Raw genomic sequence first — 19,829 nt, forward strand, 5'->3', positions numbered from 1 at the left:
TTTAGATCAAGCCACTGCCAGGATACGGTACAGTGACTACAACCATTATGACAACGCTGTCATTATCACTTTTAGATTTAAGTTTGTAAAGTAAAAGTGAATAAAAAATAACTGTTTTCGACAAAAAAATGGGGCTATTTTGTCATACACTCACAAAAATTTTGCGGCGGTACATCCAATGTAACACCAGCATTTGAACGGCCAGTAATGCAATAACACTCATTAAAGGCTGCCATATTTCTGGTGTTGAGCGGATCACTCCACCAAACACACTTTGGCTTACATAACCCCAATTCACCAAACTTGATGCCAAATAAATAATAATTGAATTAGCACCAATGATCACAAATGGATACGCTGCTCGCTGGCCTGGCAGAATATCCACCAGCGCGTAAAACACAGCAAGTAACATCGCACTCCAGCCAACAGTGACCAATACAAACGAACTCGTCCATAATTCTTTATTTACCGGAAAATGTAAGTCCCATAACCAGCCTAAACACACACAGATAACCCCTGAGGCAAACAGTATCACCGACATTTTCCATTCACCCATTTGCTGAGCTCGGGCAATAAGTTGGCCTGCAAACACACCGATTAAAGCATTAACAATCGCTGGAACATTCGACAGCACGCCTTCTGGGTCAACGACACGGTTTTGATAGCTAATGCCTGGTAATAAATGTGCATCAAACCATGCATTCCAACTCCCCGCTGCAGATAAGTCCCCTGCACTGCCACCGGGTACCGGCACAAAGCACAAAAGCACCCAATAACCGACTAAAATAGACAATACCGTGATAACTTGAGTACGCAGACTCGTGTGCCACACTAGCATGGCACAAAAAAACCACGCGATCGCAATGCGGCCAAGTACACTGGCATAACGGATTTCATCAAGCGCCACAGGCATGCCTGTGCCCCAACCATGATTATACAAAATCCCTAATAGGCACAATAGCAACAAACGTTTAGCTGCCTTACGGTAATACACTTTACGCTCATCCCAACTTAAGTGGTCAATGCGCTTCGGTGCAAGCCCCATAGCAACGCCTGATAAGAAAATAAATAACGGGAAAATTAAGTCATAAAAAGTAAAGCCATGCCAGGCACTGTGCACAGTATGTGCTTCAAATACTTTCCAGCCAGTCCAGCCTGTTAACACAAATAGCGCTGCGAATATCGACTGACCACCTAATATCCAAAACATGTCCATGCCACGAAGCGCATCTAATGAGGCTAAACGTTTTTTTGTAGGGTGTGTTGTTGTCATGTTATTACCTCGAATACAAAAAGCCCCGCGATACAACGGCGGGGGTTTTTACCAGGGAAGTTAATTACAGCGCTTTACCAGCAATAAAAGTAGCTGTCACACATTGATGCTCATCAAGTACGACAAAATCGGCATCATAGCCTTCTAGTAAGCGGCCTTTTTTCTTTAAACCGAGGTACTGTGCAGGATACAGTGACGCCATGCGTAATGTTTCCGCTAAACTAACATCTAAGGTATTCACGGTGTTTCGCACCGCGCTTGCCATGTCTAATACACTGCCCGCCAACTCGCCCGTCGTTGAATTTAAACGATCACCTGTTCGAATTACTTTTCGACCATCAAAAAAATCAAATTCCATATCATTTGTACCCACAGGTGGCATCGCATCTGTGACTAACATGATTTTCCCACGTTGCTTGGTACGAATTGCCAACTTGGCTGATGATGGGTGTACATGGTGACCATCAACAATCAATCCGCACCAGCTGTTATCATCCCAAAGCGCTGCACCAACAACACCAGGCTCTCGAGAAGTAAACGCTGACATAGCATTAAATAAGTGTGTAAACCCATCGGCTCCCGCAGCAAGTGCTGCATTCGTTGTCGCAAAATCAGCATTCGTGTGACCAATAGATACTTTTACACCACATTCGATTAAACGAGCAATGTCGTCGGTACTGACACTTTCAGGTGCCAAGGTCACCATTTTTATACCCAAGTCTTGACGTGCATAAATCGCAAATTCTTGTTCTGTTATTGGTCGAATGAATTGCTCACTGTGCGTGCCTTTTTTAGGGAATGATAAATGTGGGCCTTCAAAGTGTATTCCTAGTACCCCAGGTACCCCCTCAGCAAGTGCTTTGGCTGTTGCATCAGCCGCCATCGCCATTACTTCAACTTTATCGGTGATCAAGGTGGGCATCAGTGCCGTAGTGCCAAACTGACCATGTGCTTTCGCTATTCGGTCTAAGCATTCTGTTGTTTGCTCAGCATTAAAGAAGGCACCGCCTCCTCCATTCACTTGTACATCAATGAAACCCGGAGCGACTAAGCCATCTAATTCAATCGCATTATCAACAGCATCAACAAATGTCATCACCCCATTTGCAACACTAAAAAAAACATTTTCTAAAAACTCGTCACCGGTAAACAATGACGTAGCATGATAAGTAGCCATTACAGAGCAACCTCTTGATTTTGTTCGAGCACTGATTGTTGTGCGAAATACACAGCGCCCATTTCTGGTGGCTGAATAGGCGCTTCTACGCGTTTTGCTATCTCAGTATCAAGCCATTTATTAAGGGGCTCTGCTAGGCCGCCAATCATCGATAACCGAGGAGGCTTATTTTCAAGTAAACGGTGCGCTAATTTACTCACATAATCAGCACCATCTTGAACGATAGCAGTGGCAACCGCATCGCCATTATTAGCAGCGTCAAACACATAGCGCGCTAGTTTTGCATAACTACTTGAAGGCTGTCCCGACATTTGCTCAACAATACCCATCGCATTTTCAGCAGAAAAATGTTCAGTAATCACTCTCGTTAAGCTCGTTGAAGGCCCTAAGCCATCTAAATTAAGTAATGCGGCTTTAATTGCTTCTAAGCCCATCCATGCGCCACTTCCTTTGTCACCTAACGCAAAACCGTGGCCACCAAAGTTAGTCGTGCGACCGTTTACGCATGAAAAACCACATGAGCCAGTGCCTGTGATAATAACAGCGCCATCACTGCCCTCATGTGCCCCTATACACGCGGTGTGTAAGTCGGTCGTTAAGAACATTTGTTTGAATGGATGATCCCATTCCATAATTTTATCGTAAAGGCTCGGAAGATTTACACCCGCTAATCCTAAACCAGCATAAAGTTGATGAACCGTTTCAAGGGGTAATCCCGCGTCTCGAAGCGCAAGCTGTGTGGAAACCATGATTGATTCAAGTGTGCGTTCCAAACCATGTAATGGATTCGCTGGACCACCCAGGCCGGTTCCTAATACACCCTGTTTAACAGAGTAGATAGTTGCTCGACATTTCGTTCCGCCACCATCAATACCAATAAACAACTGGTCCTCACTCACACTCTTCGCCATCATTTAACGACCCCTAACCTTCGTTTAGTTTTTGTCTCAATCGCACTTTTTTTCTTATCTGAATGCGAAATCATCTCGACCCATGTTGATTTAATGTTACACAACAAATGACAGCGTTGTCATTATATTTTTTATAAAAATTAGCATTAGTTTCATATTTATTCATAATCCACTGAATTAAATAGCTTTATTTAAAGGTAAGAAATTTTAATTCTCCACCAAGGATGGCTGATAACGCTTTCATTCACACCTTTTTTGGCATAAATCTGGTTTTGACAAACCACGTTTCCTTTATTTGTAATCAGTGTAACTCATGTTAGCTTAGCTGAAATAATACTTTATTTAAATATTTTATTTATTATGGAATAATTTTTCTTCATTTACCGAGCAACAAAGAATCATCAATACAATGAAACTCAGCAGCAGCGTGTTTAAGCACATCGGCAGTAAGGTATTCAGCGCCATACACATCGCAAGGAATGTGGTAGTTGTGTGCTAGGTGGCCAAGCAATAAGGCAAAGTCACCATCGCCGGAGAGCAAAATCATTTTATCGAGTTGTTTTGCATGCTCAAGCATATCAATGGTGATACCAACATCCCAATCCCCTTTTGCGCTCCCGTCGCGGCGTTGAATAAAAGGTTTAAGTTTTACCTCAAAGCCAATCGCACGGAGAATATTTTGAAACTGAGACTGTTTCTCATCACCGCGATAAATTGCATACGCAATCGCGCAATCAATCTGATATCGTTCGCTCATTTTCGCCCAGAAGGCATTGTAATCAAAATTCTTTTTATAGCTCTCTCTGCAGGTATAATAAATATTCTGCACATCAACAAAAATGCCGACTTTTGGCTTATCAACTGCTTGCATACTGATTCTATTCTTAGTGGTTTGATCACACTGTAGCATATCTTGGTTGAAATTTACGAAAGAGTAACCTAAATTGGTTACATAAAACAAAGTAACCGAATTTGGTTACTTATCGCGATGTAACTGAATTAAGTTACTTTAAAAAGGAAATCCATAATGATAGCGGTGATCAGTGGTGATTTAATTAAGTCACAAAAAATCCCCCAGCAAGAATACGACGCGATGCTGTATCAGCTTGATCAGAGTCTACGCTTTATTGCTAATCGGTTCGACGCTGACTATACCATTTACCGCGGCGATGCTATGCAACTGCATCTAGCGACGCCTGATACAGTATGTTGTGCGGCGATACTTTTATACTTGCAAATGAAAGCCGCTAATTATGAGCTCAGACAAAGCCTGGCCATTGGAAAGGTTGATAATCCACGGGCTGATATAAAAACAGCCACAGGCAGTGCCTATACTCTATCTGGGCGGGGGTTAGATAATATGGGCCATCAACGACTCATTTTACAAATAGACAATCAGCCCCTTGACGAGGGTTTTTTACTCAATATTGAACTAATTGAAGTATTACTTGAAAAAATGAGTCAAAAACAAGCAAATGCGTTGTTTTATTATTTAACAGCAGAACACAACAATCATGCCGAACTTGCTAAAGAACTCGCAACAAGCCGAGCCAATGTCACAAAACTTTTAAATTTAGCTCACTACCAATTAATTGAACGTTTTATGCAGTACAGCCAAACCACACTCAAAGGAATGACAACATGAGTTTTTCATTACTTATCGTAAGCTTAGTTTTAGCGCATTTAATTGCCGACTTTTACTGGCAACCCATGAGCTGGGTGCATGACAGAAATACACGCCACTTTCGTGCCAGTAAACTTTACTTACACGTGCTCACCCACGGTGTTAGCTCATTTTTGGTGCTATTACTTTGGGAGTTTAATTATGGTTGGCAAGCGCTTTCAAGCGTCGTTATCGCCACGGCAGTAATTATGGTTACACACTATGTAATCGACCTTGCTAAATCTTACTCAAGTAAAGGCGTGGTTCCTTTTATTGTCGACCAACTTGCACATTTAGTTATCTTGTTGTTACTGGCTATATGGTTAAGCGACAACGATGAGTTTTTTACACATAGCTGGGAATGGTTGATGCAACCGGCAACATTATGGGTGCTGTGTGGCTATTTATTGGTTTTAAATCCAACAGCGGTGTTTATTCGCATGATGTTAGAGCGCATCACATCTGGCTTTAGCGCCACTGGCAGTTTACCAGCCGCAGGACAAAGTATCGGCATGCTTGAGCGCGTATTAATGCTAACATTTATCTTACTGGACCAATTTGCAGGCGTTGGCTTTTTACTTGCAGCAAAATCCGTATTCCGCTTTGGTGATTTAAGTGCCAGTAAAGATAAAAAACTGACTGAATACGTTATGCTCGGTACCTTACTCAGTGTCAGCATGACTTTATTCATTGGCTTAGCGGTTAATTACCTCAAAGCAGTGTGACTTTGCAGACCCATAAAAAAACGCGCCAAAATAGGCGCGCTTTTTATTAATCAACCGATAAATTAGCTGTTATTTGAGCCACCGTTTTTAGGGCGACGTTTGCGTTGAGCATTCCCCCCTACAGACTGACGCTTAGCCCATGGGCTTTGTGTTTGCTCGTCACTTCCTTTAGTGGCATTAGATTTTTTTCCCGAACCACCACGGCGTGGACCTATGCCACTGCCATTGCTATTTGGTTTTTTACTATCCGACTTCGGCTTAGAAAACGGCTGTTTGGCTTTTTTCGGCTTTTTAGGTTTAATTGGGCGTGCATCAAGCTCTCTTTCAGGCACGGGATTGCTTGGTTCAAACCCCGCTTCAGTCGCGCGCGGGATCAATTCACCAATAAAACGTTCAATACCGTATAGATCAATGGCATCCTCGGCTGTCACAAACGAAATAGCATGCCCAGAAGCACCTGCACGACCAGTTCGACCAATTCGGTGTACATAATCTTCGTACACATTCGGCAAGTCGTAATTGATAACGTGCGGCAGCTCAACAATATCAAGCCCTCGGGCTACGATATCTGTGGCAACTAATACACGTACTTCGCCATTTTTAAAACCTTCAAGCGCTTTAACACGCGCACCTTGCGATTTATTACCATGAATAGCCGCGCCCACAATGTCATCACGCTCTAACTGTTTAACCAAACGGTTAGCACCATGTTTGGTACGGCTAAAAACTAATACCTGTTGCCAATTGTTGGTACGAATCAAATGGCTCAATAGGGCTGTTTTTCTTGACTTATCAACCGCGTAAACCGATTGTGACACAGTTTTTGCGGTGGTGTTTTTAGCTGCTACAGAAATCTCGACTGGGTCGTTAATAAGTCCCTTTGCTAAGGCACGTATTTCATCAGAGAACGTCGCTGAAAACATCAAATTTTGACGCTGAGTAGGTAACTTCGCAATGATACGTTTAATATCGTGAATAAAGCCCATATCAAGCATACGGTCAGCTTCATCAAGCACTAACACTTCTAAGGTATCAAACTGGAGCGCATTCTGATTATGTAAATCCAGTAAGCGTCCCGGTGTTGCAACTAAAATATCAACACCTTTACGAAGGCGCATCATTTGCGGGTTAATTTTAACGCCACCATACACCACAAACGAACTAATATTAGAATGCTTAGCATATTCTTCTACGTTTTCGCTCACTTGTAATGCAAGCTCACGTGTAGGTGCAAGCACAAGCGCGCGCACGCGATTTCCACTTGCCTTTTTGCCTTTGGCTAAACGCTCGATTAACGGTAAAGTAAAACCTGCTGTTTTGCCTGTACCGGTTTGCGCCGCGGCCATCACGTCTCTACCCGCTATAATCGCAGGGATCGCTTGTGTTTGAATAGGCGTAGGTGTTTCATAGCCTTTTTCTAAAACTGCATTAACTAAAGACTGTGATAATCCTAAGCCATCAAAACTCATAGTGTCTCTCAAATTCAAAAAGTCAGCTGAATTGCCGAAGTGCGCGCATTATACCTATGATAGCCAATAATGCATGGAATTATTTTATAACGGCGATTTATTGGTATGTGTATTAAAGACGAAAAAAGCGGCCTGAGCCGCTTCTTTCTAGTCGTTTGCTTTTACTTAACGCCTAGCTCACGTAAACGTTCTTGTAAATAACTATCGGCAGTATAGCGCTCAGACAATACAACATCTGGACGCGGGTGAAGGAATAACGGTAACGAAATGCGTGATTTCGTTGACGCTTTACCCGTTGGGTTGATCACACGGTGAATAGTCGATGGGAAGTAACCACCTGACGCTTCTTGTAACATGTCACCAATATTGATGATCAGGTTACCAAAATCACACGGAACATCTAACCAACCGCCATCTGTTGTTTGTACTTGCAAACCTGGTTCGTTGGCTGCTGGTAAAACCGTTAATAAGTTAATATCGCCATGTGCAGCGGCGCGAATCGCACCCGGCTCTTCATCACCCGTCATGGGAGGGTAATGTAAAATACGTAGAAGTGTTTGCTCAGAGTCTGCAATCATATCTTTAAGATCGATAGAAAACTTAGCACGCACGTCTTCTGGTGCTTCTGCTTGAACCCAGCTTAAAAGTGTGGCTGCAAACTCATTGGCTAAGCGATAGTACTCACGAATTTCTTCTTCTAATTGTGCGGGCACTCGGCCTTTAGGATAAACGTGGTAGTACTCTTTAATATCTTTTACGGTAAAGCCTTTTGCAACTTCAGACACAGACGGCGGGAAATAACCATCTTGTGTTTCTTTTGAGAATAAAAACGCATGCTTTTGCTCAGAATTAAAGAATTCTTGCCAATTTTTATAGATTGATTCAACTAATGACTGAGGAATTGGGTGATTTTTTAATACACCGAAACCTGTGTTTCTTAGTGACTCAACAAATTGAGCGGCCGCATCGCTCGCTTTATAATCAACGGTAGGTAAATGTTGCATTGTCTTTTCCAGTGAATAAGGTTCTAGAAGTCTGTGCTAAGCATAGCATTTCTTCATTATAGCGCTTCGCGAGGATAGAGAAACGCAGTTAAAAATATAAGGACTTATGTCCTCCCCTACAGGCTGAGTTCCTGAAATTTGACACAGATCAACTAAACTTTATCGACTATAATACACACGCTAGAACGCACTTTAATGTGCTTATTTAGATACGTTTCAACGTAAAAGGATTGTTTATGTTCGCCAGGCTTCACCTTGTACTTTTCAGCTTACTAATGCTACTCGGTCAATATACCTTTGCAGTAGAACAGACAAGCTATAAGGTTGAAAATATTAAAGACAATATATACCGCTTTAGTGCCGGCCATTACCACAGCGCCTTTATGATCGTTGATAAGGTTGCATTAGTGACCGACCCACTCAATAGTGATGCCGCAAAATATTTAAAAAGTTATATAAAGAAAACGTTTAACGCCGACATTAAATACATGGTGTACAGCCATAGCCATGTTGACCATGCCATGGGCGGTAATGAACTCATTGATAAAAACACCACCGTCGTTTCTCATAAGTTTGCCGCTGACGACCTAAGATTGAATAAAGTGCCGACAGCCCTGCCTGATCTGACATTTAGCGATACATTAACGTTGAACCTAGGTGAGAGTTACGTTGTGCTCAATTACTACGGGCCAAATAATGGCCGAGGTAATGTCAGTATGCGTTTTATGCCAGCTAATGTACTTTACGTTGTTGATTGGATTGTACTTGGCCGCATGCCTTATAAAAACCTCATAGGGTACGATATTAACGGAATGCTCTCTTCCACAAAGGCCATTCTTAATGAGCCACCTTTTGCTGTGTTTATAGGTGGGCACGCTGATACAGGCAACCGCGATGATGTGGTGTCTTACTTACACTATATTGAAGACTTACATGCAGCCGTTCGCGATGGCATGTTAGCAGGCAAAAAACTCTCAACCTTACAAAAAGAAATTACTTTAGAGAAATACAGCCATTTAAAAATGTACCAGCAATGGCTACCACTGAATATTGAGGGTGTGTATAACAACCTTGTCGAGATGGGTTATTTTAATTTTCGCAGCGATATTGATGCCCAGTTTTAACTGAATATCAAAAATAATTAATAGCGTGATAAAAACGCATCGAGCTCTTTGCGCATACGCTCGACCAGTACTTTTGGACCACCATCATACATATCATTATGGCGAGAACCTGCCATTGTTACTTGTGTAACAGGGTATAAAGCCAACTCTTGCTGTGTGAGCAATACGTTGTCATCTGCAGGGTAGTCACTGCCGCGTAGCGTAAGCACAGCAATGTTTTTATTACGTGGTATCAGCATACGACGATGATCAAGGGTGATCACTTTACTCACTTTCGCTGGGTAAATAGCGGCATACAAGGCTGCAATATCGCCGCCATTTGAATGCCCAAACAAGGTTAACTGGTTAAAATCATACGCAGGATAACGCCCTTTAAGTTCATTCACTAAAAACATCAGCGTTTCTACACCGCGATGCCAATTTTCCATCCGCGTCGTCATGTAAGGCGGCTCAGGATTTAAACTTGGGTCACCGTTTAATTCATGCGCAACTTCAACCGTTAAATAGCCATGCTGATGAAAAACCTGCTGCGCAAATTGATAATCTGTATGCGCCATACCGTAACCTGCGCCAATAAAAACAACGGGGCACTTTTTCTGCGCGGTGCATTTACTATCGGTAGGCGTTATCGTCACTGGAATATGGCGCGATCGTTGGCTATCAAACAAAACCTCAGTTTCAGTAGCAATGGCTCGCTGTCCAAAAAGTGTAAACGCTAATAACAAAGTTATTTTTCTTATAGTCAACACTTTCTACTGCTCTAATTTATATTCTAAACTGCGTTTAACCATCGGCCACTCGCCATCAATAATTGAAAACACCACCGTGTCACGCACATGCCCATCGGCCATTACTTGGTGGTTTCGAAGTACACCGTCTTGTTTAGCCCCTAAACGTGCAATAGCATTGCGTGATGCCATATTATGCCAATGAGTACGAAACTCTACAGCAATCACATGCAGCGTTTCAAAAGCATAATTAAGCAGTAACTTTTTGCATTCGGTATTGACGGCTGTGCGCTGAAAGCGCTTGGCATACCAGGTATAACCAATTTCTAAACGGCGGTTTTTAGTATCAATATTACAAAAACGGCTTGAACCGATAACCTCGCCACTTTGCTGGTCTATAACTGCAAATGGTAATGCTCGGCCCTGAGCTTGTTGCTCAAATGCCATGGTTAAATAGTCATCAACTCGCTCTTCATTGGGCACAGAGGTAAACCATAATTTCCACAACTCACCATCTGCGGCTGCATTTACAAGTGCATCACGATGCGCTGGTGTTAATGGCACTAATTTAATAAATTTTCCTTCCAAGGAGGTGGGACTTAAATTCATGGCTTTCCTTAATCCTATTAGTAATGGTACTTAATCCACCAGCTCTATATCGAGCCCGGCGAGTAAGTCCAAAGCTGCATAACGCTCGAATTTAGCTTTACTTATATTATTAGCGGTTATATCAATAGCAAAATGGCTGGCGCCAATAAAATTAGCTTTACTGAGATTAGTTTGTTGAAACACGCTGTCACGAAAATCAGTATCAGTAAAATCAGCAGATGATAAATCCGCATGCCTAAAATCAACATCTTTGGCAAAACAGCTGCGCATTTTTAAGGCCTTTAAACTGAGTTCAAAAAAGCTGCTATGGCTAAGTTCACAGCCAATAAAACTCACAGGGGCACGGGTGGCAAGCAGCGGCCAATCAACATCTGTAAAGCGTACACTGGTTAATTTACACGCTTTAAAGCTCACCTCTTCAAGTGAGGTATACTTGAGCCCAAGCGCCGCTAAATTACAGTTTTTAAACTCGCATTCTATAAACCGACAGTTTTCAAACTGACTGTGGCTAAAGTCGCAATCGATAAATTCGCATTGCTCAAATTCGCAATGCGAAAATGTTTGCCCTGCTAGGTTTACTTCAAAGGTGTGTTCAAAGGTGTGTTCAAAATAAAGCGAATGGCTTGTGATCACGCGCTCGTCTCAATATCTTTTTTAAGCGCCAGTACAGCAATAAATACCAGACCAAATAAAGGCATTAAACCTAACAAACCACCGATAATAGCGACAATGATAGGGGTTGTCGTTTTACGTTTACCGAGGTAATAACTCATTACAGCAAAAAACGGAACTAAAATAAGCATTAAGTAATTAATAAAGCTGGCGTTTATATTCATACCCACTCCTTGAAATACACCATATAAAAATTAATTTAAACACAAAAAAGCCCTAAGGGGTACACCTTAGGGCTTTCATTAAAGCTTATAATTCAGTTTATTAAGAATTACTCAGCGTCTTTTGCAACCACATTAATCGCAAGCTCTGTTAACGAATCCGCATTAGCTTTGCTTGGTGCATCTGTTAATAAACATGATGCTTGCGTTGTTTTAGGGAATGCAATTACGTCACGAATGTTATCAGTGCCACATAGCAACATCACTAAGCGGTCAAGACCAAACGCAAGACCTGCATGCGGTGGTGTACCGTATTTTAGGGCGTCAAGTAAGAAACCGAACTTGTCTTGTTGCTCTTGCGCATCAATACCTAAAATTCTAAACGCTGTTTCTTGCATGTCGGCGTTGTGAATACGTACTGAGCCACCACCTACTTCATAGCCATTCAATACCATGTCGTATGCATCAGAGATTGCAGCGGCAGGGTTTGCCTCAAGCTCTGCTGGCGAAATTTCTTTTGGAGCCGTGAATGGGTGGTGAACCGCATGTAATGTACCTTCGTCGTCTTCTTCGAACATTGGGAAGTCAACAACCCATAGCGGTTTCCAGCTATCAAGGTTTGTAATACCTAAATCAACACCAATCTTAAGACGAAGTGCACCCATTGCTTCGTTAACCACGTTGCGTTTGTCTGCACCAAATAGAATGATATCGCCCGATTGCGCATTAGTACGCTCAAGTAATTGGTTAATCACGTCTTCATTTAAGAACTTAGCGATTGGTGATTGTACACCTTCAACACCCGCAGCACGGTCGTTAACCTTCATCCATGCAAGGCCTTTCGCCCCATAAATACCGATGAATTTCGTGTAGTCGTCAATCTGCTTGCGAGAAAGCTCTGCACCGCCAGGTACAGTTAACACGGCAACACGGCCTTTTTCGTCGTTTGCAGGGCCTGAGAAAACTTTAAATTCAACGTCTTTGACTAAGTCAGCAACATCAACAAGTTGCATTGGGTTACGTAAATCTGGCTTATCTGAACCGTATAAACGCATTGCTTCGCTGTAAGGCATGACAGGGAAGTCACCTAAATCAACGTCAAGCAGTGATTGCCACATTTCACGGATCATTTTCTCTGTCATCGCACGAACTTCATTAGAGCTCATGAATGACGTTTCTAAATCGATTTGTGTGAATTCTGGCTGACGGTCAGCACGTAAATCTTCGTCACGGAAACATTTAACAATTTGATAGTAACGGTCAAAACCCGACATCATTAGTAATTGTTTAAATAACTGTGGCGACTGAGGCAATGCATAAAAGCTGCCTTTGTGCACACGGCTTGGTACTAAGTAGTCACGCGCACCTTCTGGTGTTGCTTTTGTAAGTACGGGTGTTTCGATATCTAAGAAACCATTGTCATCTAAGAAACGACGCACAAAGCTGCTCGCTTTTGCACGTAGTTTAATACGGTCACTCATTTCAAGACGACGTAAATCTAAGTAGCGGTATTTTAAACGGCGCTCTTCAGAGTTTTGCTGATTAAAATCAAGAGGTAATGGCTCTGAACGGTTGATGATAGTTAAGCTTGTGCCTAAAATTTCAACTTCACCTGTTGCCATGTCTTTATTTACTTGGCTTTCAGGGCGTGCGCGAACAACACCTTTTAACTGCACACAAAACTCTTGGCGTAGTTTATTCGCAGTGTCCATTAATCCTTCTACTTCAGGATCAAAAACCACTTGAACGAGCCCTTCTCTGTCACGCAAATCGACGAAAATAAGTCCACCAAGGTCACGGCGTTTATTGATCCAACCACATAGTTCAACTTCTTGATCTACGTGAGATTTATTTAGCTGTCCGCAATATATAGAGCGCATAGTATTCCTGTCAGTTAAAGACTTATAGCCGCCTGCTCTTAAGAGTTCGCTATTTTGAGAGCAAAAGCCACTATACAAAGTAATCATTTAAGGCTGAGCATTATACCCAAACCATCTCAAAATGCGAGTGCCAGCAGTGCGCCAAGAAGCCTAAATATGCGCACTGACTTCTGAGCATTCATTTCTTTTGTTACACTACGCGCAGTTTAAATTTATTGGTTGATTTAATGCTGTACTTAGGTTGTCCGCAGTGGTCTAGCACCGCATGGAAAGGAAATTTACTCTCTAGTCACTGTAAAAGTGCCGACATGCTCAACGAGTACGCGCACACCTTCAACTCGGTTGAGGGCAATACCAGCTTTTATGCTGACCCAAGTCACGAATCATTATTACGCTGGTGCGATGCTGTACCCAACGACTTTAAATTCACCTTTAAATTTCACCGACGCTTTAGCCATGAATTACAACTCACCAATATAAACAATGAGCTAAATGCATGGCTGACCCTGTTTGAACCTATTTTTGCCAAAACTGGGCAAATTATGTTGCAGTTACCAAGTGCCTTTGGCCCTAATGCTCTGCCCCTGCTGACTAATTTTATTGCCCAGTTACCCAAACACCTCAATTATGGTGTTGAAGTACGCCATCCCGCGTTTTTTCAAAAAGGTGATGCTGAAATTCGCCTTAATCAGCTACTAATTGAAAACAACATTAATCGTATAAGTATGGATACACGGGCTTTATTTGCAGTGCCCGCAGAAACAGATGCATTGATTGATGCGCAAAAGAAAAAGCCTTATTTGCCTGTCCATGCTATAGCAACGGGCAGTAACCCGATGCTGCGCTTTGTGATTGCAAGCCTTAACCATGAATACAAATCGTATTACCAACCTTGGCTTAAAAAAATAAAACAATGGCTTGAAGAAGGTAAATCACCGTATGTGTTTTTTCATACCGCCGATAACCGCGAATCGCCACTATTGGCGAGGCAATTTTGCCAAGATTTAGGTTATAATCACCCGGTGCTCGCGCCTTTTGCAGGTGAGCGAGAAGCCAGCCAAAGCAGTTTATTTTAATTTCAGAGTGCATATGAAAGACTACAGCCGTTATTTTCAAGGTTACCCGCCCCATATCGTTGACCAAGTATTACAGCTTTTTAGTAATGACAAAGCCGCACAGTATTTAAAAGGTAAATACCCTGACGCGCATAACATCACCAGTGATAAAGCCTTATACAATTATGCAACCGAGCTTAAAAAACGTTACCTTAAAAACGCCCTGCCTTTTGGTCGTGCCGCGTTTAAAAAACAAGGCGATATGGTCACCAATGCGTTAGGTACGCATACTTTTCGTATGCAAGGCAAAACGCGTAAGCACGACCTAGCCATTAACAGCGACTTACTATGCGCACCAGAGCCGTTATTAAAAGCATTGGTTGTTCACGAACTTGCACATTTTAAAGAAAAAGATCATAACAAAGCGTTTTATCAACTCTGTTGCCACATGGAGCCGCAATACCATCAACTCGAGCTTGATTTAAGAATATTCAGTGTGCTGGTAGGTGAAGGGAAAAACCCTTATTAATGCTATAAGTAAAAATAATATGAGATCTAATACCAAAAATAGACTGTTTACTTAAGCTTTTTTATAACATCATCACTAAAGAGCATTAAAATCAATGCACCTTCGCAAAGAGTAAGTAAATAACCAATAGATGCATCAAAATACATTGTGACATATAGCCCAAGAATGTAAGGGCTAACAAGAAAGTTAAAGGCAGTCAGTGAACAAAATAACCACTTTGCTAATTTTTTGTATAAATAAAGACCAAGTAGACTTAATACATATACCATTGAGTAAATGTATGGAAACGAGCTTTGAGGATCGATAATTCCACCTGTTCCTGCAGCCGATAATAAGTAAGAGATGTCTTCAGAGTAAATATATTGCCAAATATACGGTAAGAAAAAAAACGTCGTGTATAAAACTGCTGTAACCAGCACAGTAAACTGAAAATACCTAGTCATGCTTTTCTTACCAAAAATTTTAAACTTAATACTTACAATAATTAAGTTATTGGTTCATAGCAACATGTTCCTCATAAACGTTCAATCAAAATTGCCCCTCTCTCATTTCGGCTAAAAACTGAAAGCTGACAGCTAAACTTCAGTTACCTCAAACCTTCTCTGACCTATCAGCTGCCCTGATTCGGTAACCACTTTAACGACCCATTTTCCTGCGGCATTTGCAGGGAAATTCGTTTTGTGGCTCCATGCTCTATAGCCTTCTTTACGACCGCCGGAAATATCCAGGGCTATGCGTTCAACTTCTTTACGATTATGCACCCAAACATGGAAGACTTTTTCATTTAAACCTCTTGGGGCTTTAACTGCGCTAAAGCTGTATAGACCTTTTTGATGTAAATCATACTCGGTTAACTTTTGTATAGGCTCTATTGGTTTACGGGCTTGTTCATCAAGCTGATACGACACGCTCATATCGGTTAAACGCAGTGCCGCAGGCGGCACAAAGCTACGTAATTGCCAAAGCCCGGCACTTAAAGCGCAAAGCAATAGCACCAACAGCGGGAAACGCCACCATTTTGCATTCGGCATCAAATTGCCAAGACTTGGAATTGTTAAAATAACAGCCGTGATCAGCGCAATTTCAAAACTTTGACTGGTCGTTAATTTTAATAAAATAGGTAAGGTAACCGACAACACGACAAACAAGGAAAAGCTATGAAACACACTAAACCAGACACTGTGCCTTGCGAGCTTTTTGTAATAGAGGGGATCAACAACAGAAACGAACGCACAAAGAATGATTAAGGCGGTAAACGCAGCCTGACCATGATCCCAGGTTGTCACCGCTAAGAAAAATGGTAAAGCAAAGAACAGGCTTTCTTGCTGCACAACTTGCAGCGCAAAGCGCACCACGTTGGGCGACACCGCCACACCAAAACGCTCCTCTACTTTATCTCTTAGCCAGTTATCTATTAACAACCACAACCAAGTGACTAATAACAAAATAGAGATAAGTTGCGAAAACGATTCTTTTCGCTCAACAAATACATAGCTTGCCACACCACTGCAAAACGCTAACACCGCCATTAACCCTGGGCGCTTTTGCATCATGAAAACAAATTTAGTTATAACGTTTTTTAAGTAATTCATGCAGTCATCAAATCCTTTTTAGGCCTTATGAGTAAAGCATAAATTGGATGAATGTAGGCTTTAAAACGAGCTTTTAGTTCAAAGCTGTAAGATATTTAGATAAAGTTAACGAGCATCGAGTATTTTTTCTAAAAGGAACAAATGAAATGTTATATAGAGTCTTGATAATACTTTTATTACTTTTTAAGTGTACAAATGCGAATGCTTTTGACGATTATAACTTTTTAAATGGTGAATGGACTTGCAAGATGAAATCAGTATTAGAAAACGATGCAATACTTGAAGTTGATAGCCACATAACTACTTCAATTAAAAATTTAAACTCATACGCAAAAAGCTTTTTTAAAATTTATTTTAAGCAAAACCCTGATTTGGCCTCTATTATCTCTATTGAATCGTCAGAAAAAATGGATTTTGAGGGTGATATCATGATCAGCTTTGATTCTAAAACCCATAAAACAGATTTAATCAAAGATGAGCTAAATATCTTTTCACCAGAATCTGTGAAAAGCTTTACTCGAGGGCCTTCAGTGACTGTTAAATCAAAAATTCAAAAGATAGACGATGAGACTATTACGTTAATTGGGATCCCTGCTAAAGATGTTATCAATTGCTTTAAAGCACAAAAAAGCGCGGTCTAAACCGCGCCTCTGTTTTATCTAACAGCTGAAAGCCCAAGTTGTTGAGTTACAACCCTAATTCGGCCATAAAATCATCATCGGCATCGTCTGCTTGTGATGCTGCTTTTTGCTTTTCAGCTTTTTGTTTTGCTTCGTTTTCAATGATGTCATCAGGGTCAACCGCTTCTGAAATATCAAAGTCATGAAGCTTGATAAACTCAGTTTTATCCATCGCAAGCTCAAGATAGAAGATATTTTGCTTCGATGTAGTGAATGTCACGCGGCGTGCTTGTGGTCTATCCATAGTGGTATCAACCGAAATCTGTACTTGCTTGTTGATTGCCATCATCTTAGGTTGGTTTTGGGTGATAGACGTATGCAATTGGTCGCGTACCTTAGAAGTAAAGTCGCCCACGATTTGGTTCATCAGCTCACCAAGTACGTTGGCAACGTCGTCTGATAAATGGCTATTGGCTATTTCTTCTTCTGGCATACCCATACTGCGCATATAATCATGGTAAATTTCCATCGCCGCTTGTGCCGTGAAGTTTGTTACCACCAGGCCTGTAAAACCACCATCGAACAATACAAAACAACCTATATCTGGGCGCATGCAGGTACGGGTAATTTTTTGTACCATAGCCGAATAGCTAATTTTATTGCCACTTGCTGACGATAATACGCCGGTAACTGAATGACACAGAGTTGATAAGATATCTTCTGTACTAATCACTTTGCTTTTAGTCATTAAACTTCTCTTTCTTGTACTTGTTATTGATAATTCTAGCCAAGCTACTGAATTTATCACTGACTATCCAGCTAAAAATGCTAAAATAGCGGTATTATTTTTTAAAGAGACTGTTCACGTGACGCAAAAAGACAGTATTTATGCCACTGAGCAAGCGGTTAAAGACTTTAGTTTTGACCAACATGTAGTTGAAGTATTCCCAGATATGATCCAGCGTTCGGTGCCGGGTTATGCCACTATTGTTAGTACCATGGGAAAACTAGCTGGTGAGTACGCACAAAGTAACTCAAACCTATATGACTTAGGCTGCTCGTTAGGCGCTGTAACATTAAGCATGCGCCGCAATATTCGTACAGATAACTGTAATATCATTGCGGTAGATAACTCACAAGCCATGGTTGAGCGTTGTAAACTGCATTTACAAGGCTTTCGTTCTGAAGTACCCGTTACAGTTACCCTTGGTGATATTAACGATTTAGCCATTGAAAATGCTTCTGTTGTAGCAATGAACTTTACCCTGCAGTTTATTCCGCCTGAAAAGCGCCACGCAGTGCTTGAGAAAATCTATGCTAATTTAAAGCCCGGTGGCGTGTTGCTGCTTAGCGAAAAAATTAAAGGTGAAAATGAGCAATGCAATAATTTGCTGATTGATTTACACCATGATTTTAAACGTCACAACGGTTACTCAGAACTTGAGATCAGCCAAAAACGCACAGCGATTGAAAATGTTATGCGCCCTGATCATTTGAGTACTCATTTAGCACGCCTCACTGAGATTGGCTTTAGCCAAACCCAAGTATGGTACCAATGTTTTAATTTCTGCTCGATGATTGCCATCAAGTAACAGCACAACGATATAAAGAGTATTTCATGTCTCAATGGTTTAACCAATTTTACGCTGCAATAGCACAAAGCCCGCTCAGTCATTGGCTCGAAACCTTGCCTGCTCAACTTAAGCATTGGGAGCAAGAAGCAAGTCATGGTGATTTACCCAAATGGCAAAAGGTATTAAAAAACTTACCAGAAATCAGTACGGATCATGTAAACCTGCAAGATAAAGTACAGATAGGCACAGGCGATGAGTTATCAGAAGGTCAACAAAAGCAGCTCACCCATTTATTAAAACGCATGATGCCTTGGCGTAAAGGCCCATTTAGCTTACACGGTATCGACATTGATACTGAATGGCGCAGCGATTGGAAATGGGATCGTTTGTTGCCGCATATTGAGCCATTAAAAGGCCGTACAGTACTTGATATTGGCTGTGGTTCTGGTTACCACTTATGGCGTATGCGTGGTGAAGGTGCCAACTTTGTGGTGGGCATTGACCCCTCTGATCTATTTTTATGCCAGTTTCAAGCGATTAAACATTACCACCAAGATGACAATGTTCACTTATTACCACTCGGTGTTGAAGCACTGCCAGAGCTTAAAGCGTTTGATACCGTGTTTTCGATGGGGGTGTTATATCATCGTCGCTCGCCTATCGACTTTTTAGCCCAATTAAAAGCACAGCTTCGTCCTGGGGGCGAATTAGTGTTAGAAACGCTGGTTGTCGAAGGTGACGAACACACGGTACTTGTGCCCACCGATCGTTACGCAAAAATGCGCAACGTGTGGTTTATTCCAAGTACGGCAGCATTAAAGCTGTGGATGGAGCGCGTTGGTTTTAAAGATGTCCAAGTTAAAGATTGTGCAATCACCACACTTGAAGAACAACGCAAAACCCAGTGGATGGAAAACGAGTCACTGGTTGACTTTTTAGACCCCACCGACACCAGCAAAACGATTGAGGGCTACCCTGCTCCTCTGCGGGCTATTTTAACGGCGAAAGCCTAACCTATTTTACCCCTCTTTATTTAGGCGCCAGAACACACTGGCGCCTCTAT

The 19,829-nt window shown here is 41.7% G+C and carries 22 protein-coding genes; 8 read left to right on the forward strand and 14 right to left on the reverse strand.

Features of this window, described 5'->3' with window-relative positions; genetic code table 11:
* Window positions 1–142: 142 nt before the first annotated feature.
* The 4 genes from nagX to ACSSVW_RS17390 form a co-directional block, all read right to left on the reverse strand.
* A complete protein-coding gene (gene nagX, locus ACSSVW_RS17375; protein ID WP_454179820.1) occupies window positions 143–1,273 on the reverse strand; it encodes a transmembrane glucosamine N-acetyltransferase NagX in 1,131 nt (376 codons plus the stop codon).
* A gap of 64 nt (window positions 1,274–1,337) precedes the next feature.
* Window positions 1,338–2,450 (reverse strand): N-acetylglucosamine-6-phosphate deacetylase, encoded by a 1,113-nt coding sequence (gene nagA / locus ACSSVW_RS17380; RefSeq protein ID WP_036969341.1) that lies wholly within the window; start codon window positions 2,448–2,450, stop codon window positions 1,338–1,340.
* Entirely contained in the window at window positions 2,450–3,364 is a 915-nt protein-coding gene (gene nagK, locus ACSSVW_RS17385; RefSeq protein ID WP_036969344.1) for an N-acetylglucosamine kinase, read from the reverse strand. The genes nagA and nagK overlap by 1 nt, the downstream gene beginning before the upstream one ends.
* 373 nt (window positions 3,365–3,737) lie before the next feature.
* Complete coding sequence (locus tag ACSSVW_RS17390) at window positions 3,738–4,232, reverse strand: LabA-like NYN domain-containing protein (protein WP_081759726.1); 495 nt, start codon at window positions 4,230–4,232, stop codon at window positions 3,738–3,740.
* Window positions 4,233–4,388: 156 nt separating this feature from the next.
* Here ACSSVW_RS17390 and ACSSVW_RS17395 point away from each other — a divergent pair, with 156 nt between their 5' ends.
* Window positions 4,389–5,006 (forward strand): hypothetical protein, encoded by a 618-nt coding sequence (locus ACSSVW_RS17395; RefSeq protein WP_074989714.1) that lies wholly within the window; start codon window positions 4,389–4,391, stop codon window positions 5,004–5,006.
* Entirely contained in the window at window positions 5,003–5,749 is a 747-nt protein-coding gene (locus tag ACSSVW_RS17400; RefSeq protein ID WP_180311495.1) for a DUF3307 domain-containing protein, read from the forward strand. Before ACSSVW_RS17395 ends, ACSSVW_RS17400 begins: the two co-directional genes overlap by 4 nt.
* A gap of 62 nt (window positions 5,750–5,811) precedes the next feature.
* On the opposite strand, the gene ACSSVW_RS17405 is transcribed toward ACSSVW_RS17400, so the two are convergent.
* Window positions 5,812–7,218 carry a DEAD/DEAH box helicase gene (locus ACSSVW_RS17405; RefSeq protein ID WP_065979349.1) on the reverse strand — a complete coding sequence of 469 codons (1,407 nt, stop codon included), beginning with the start codon at window positions 7,216–7,218 and terminating at the stop codon, window positions 5,812–5,814.
* Window positions 7,219–7,379: 161 nt separating this feature from the next.
* Window positions 7,380–8,222, reverse strand: coding sequence for an isopenicillin N synthase family dioxygenase (locus ACSSVW_RS17410; protein WP_036969353.1), 843 nt, complete (start codon window positions 8,220–8,222; stop codon window positions 7,380–7,382).
* 236 nt (window positions 8,223–8,458) lie between these two features.
* On the opposite strand from ACSSVW_RS17410, the gene ACSSVW_RS17415 reads away from it, so the two are divergent.
* Window positions 8,459–9,346: an MBL fold metallo-hydrolase gene (locus tag ACSSVW_RS17415; RefSeq protein ID WP_417698924.1), complete on the forward strand. Its 888-nt coding sequence runs from the start codon at window positions 8,459–8,461 to the stop codon at window positions 9,344–9,346.
* Between the two features lie 17 nt (window positions 9,347–9,363).
* Here the strand turns inward: ACSSVW_RS17415 and ACSSVW_RS17420 are convergent, their stop codons facing one another.
* The 5 genes from ACSSVW_RS17420 to aspS all read right to left on the reverse strand — a co-directional run bounded on the left by ACSSVW_RS17420 (window position 9,364) and on the right by aspS (window position 13,396).
* A complete protein-coding gene (locus ACSSVW_RS17420) occupies window positions 9,364–10,071 on the reverse strand; it encodes an alpha/beta hydrolase (RefSeq protein ID WP_454179823.1) in 708 nt (235 codons plus the stop codon).
* A gap of 27 nt (window positions 10,072–10,098) precedes the next feature.
* On the reverse strand, window positions 10,099–10,683 hold the full coding sequence (locus ACSSVW_RS17425) for a GNAT family N-acetyltransferase (RefSeq protein WP_074989717.1): 585 nt from the start codon (window positions 10,681–10,683) through the stop codon (window positions 10,099–10,101).
* 30 nt (window positions 10,684–10,713) lie between these two features.
* On the reverse strand, window positions 10,714–11,316 hold the full coding sequence (locus ACSSVW_RS17430; RefSeq protein ID WP_371915644.1) for a pentapeptide repeat-containing protein: 603 nt from the start codon (window positions 11,314–11,316) through the stop codon (window positions 10,714–10,716).
* Window positions 11,313–11,519, reverse strand: a complete 207-nt coding sequence (locus tag ACSSVW_RS17435; protein WP_036969362.1) for a hypothetical protein — start codon at window positions 11,517–11,519, stop codon at window positions 11,313–11,315. The genes ACSSVW_RS17430 and ACSSVW_RS17435 overlap by 4 nt, the downstream gene beginning before the upstream one ends.
* Before the next feature lie 107 nt (window positions 11,520–11,626).
* Window positions 11,627–13,396, reverse strand: a complete 1,770-nt coding sequence (aspS, locus tag ACSSVW_RS17440; RefSeq protein WP_036969365.1) for an aspartate--tRNA ligase — start codon at window positions 13,394–13,396, stop codon at window positions 11,627–11,629.
* 227 nt (window positions 13,397–13,623) lie between these two features.
* Here aspS and ACSSVW_RS17445 point away from each other — a divergent pair, with 227 nt between their 5' ends.
* Both ACSSVW_RS17445 and ACSSVW_RS17450 read left to right on the forward strand, forming a co-directional pair.
* The gene (locus tag ACSSVW_RS17445; protein ID WP_065979353.1) at window positions 13,624–14,472 is read left to right on the forward strand and encodes a DUF72 domain-containing protein; all 849 of its coding nucleotides are present in this window, start codon (window positions 13,624–13,626) and stop codon (window positions 14,470–14,472) included.
* A gap of 13 nt (window positions 14,473–14,485) precedes the next feature.
* A complete protein-coding gene (locus tag ACSSVW_RS17450) occupies window positions 14,486–14,980 on the forward strand; it encodes a M48 metallopeptidase family protein (RefSeq protein WP_036969370.1) in 495 nt (164 codons plus the stop codon).
* Between the two features lie 47 nt (window positions 14,981–15,027).
* On the opposite strand, the gene ACSSVW_RS17455 is transcribed toward ACSSVW_RS17450, so the two are convergent.
* Complete coding sequence (locus tag ACSSVW_RS17455) at window positions 15,028–15,423, reverse strand: hypothetical protein (protein ID WP_065979354.1); 396 nt, start codon at window positions 15,421–15,423, stop codon at window positions 15,028–15,030.
* 132 nt (window positions 15,424–15,555) lie between these two features.
* On the reverse strand, window positions 15,556–16,572 hold the full coding sequence (locus ACSSVW_RS17460) for a DUF5924 family protein (protein ID WP_036969374.1): 1,017 nt from the start codon (window positions 16,570–16,572) through the stop codon (window positions 15,556–15,558).
* A gap of 248 nt (window positions 16,573–16,820) precedes the next feature.
* Between ACSSVW_RS17460 and ACSSVW_RS17465 the strand changes: the two genes are divergently transcribed.
* A complete protein-coding gene (locus ACSSVW_RS17465) occupies window positions 16,821–17,213 on the forward strand; it encodes a hypothetical protein (RefSeq protein ID WP_454179824.1) in 393 nt (130 codons plus the stop codon).
* A 46-nt stretch (window positions 17,214–17,259) separates the two neighbouring features.
* Here the strand turns inward: ACSSVW_RS17465 and ACSSVW_RS17470 are convergent, their stop codons facing one another.
* Window positions 17,260–17,940, reverse strand: a complete 681-nt coding sequence (locus ACSSVW_RS17470; protein WP_036969376.1) for a DUF3334 family protein — start codon at window positions 17,938–17,940, stop codon at window positions 17,260–17,262.
* Between the two features lie 118 nt (window positions 17,941–18,058).
* Between ACSSVW_RS17470 and cmoA the strand changes: the two genes are divergently transcribed.
* Window positions 18,059–18,784, forward strand: coding sequence for a carboxy-S-adenosyl-L-methionine synthase CmoA (gene cmoA, locus ACSSVW_RS17475; protein WP_036971611.1), 726 nt, complete (start codon window positions 18,059–18,061; stop codon window positions 18,782–18,784).
* A 26-nt stretch (window positions 18,785–18,810) separates the two neighbouring features.
* Window positions 18,811–19,779, forward strand: a complete 969-nt coding sequence (gene cmoB / locus ACSSVW_RS17480) for a tRNA 5-methoxyuridine(34)/uridine 5-oxyacetic acid(34) synthase CmoB (RefSeq protein ID WP_036969378.1) — start codon at window positions 18,811–18,813, stop codon at window positions 19,777–19,779.
* Window positions 19,780–19,829 lie beyond the last annotated feature (50 nt).

The organism is Pseudoalteromonas sp. MBR-15, assembly GCF_053628915.1.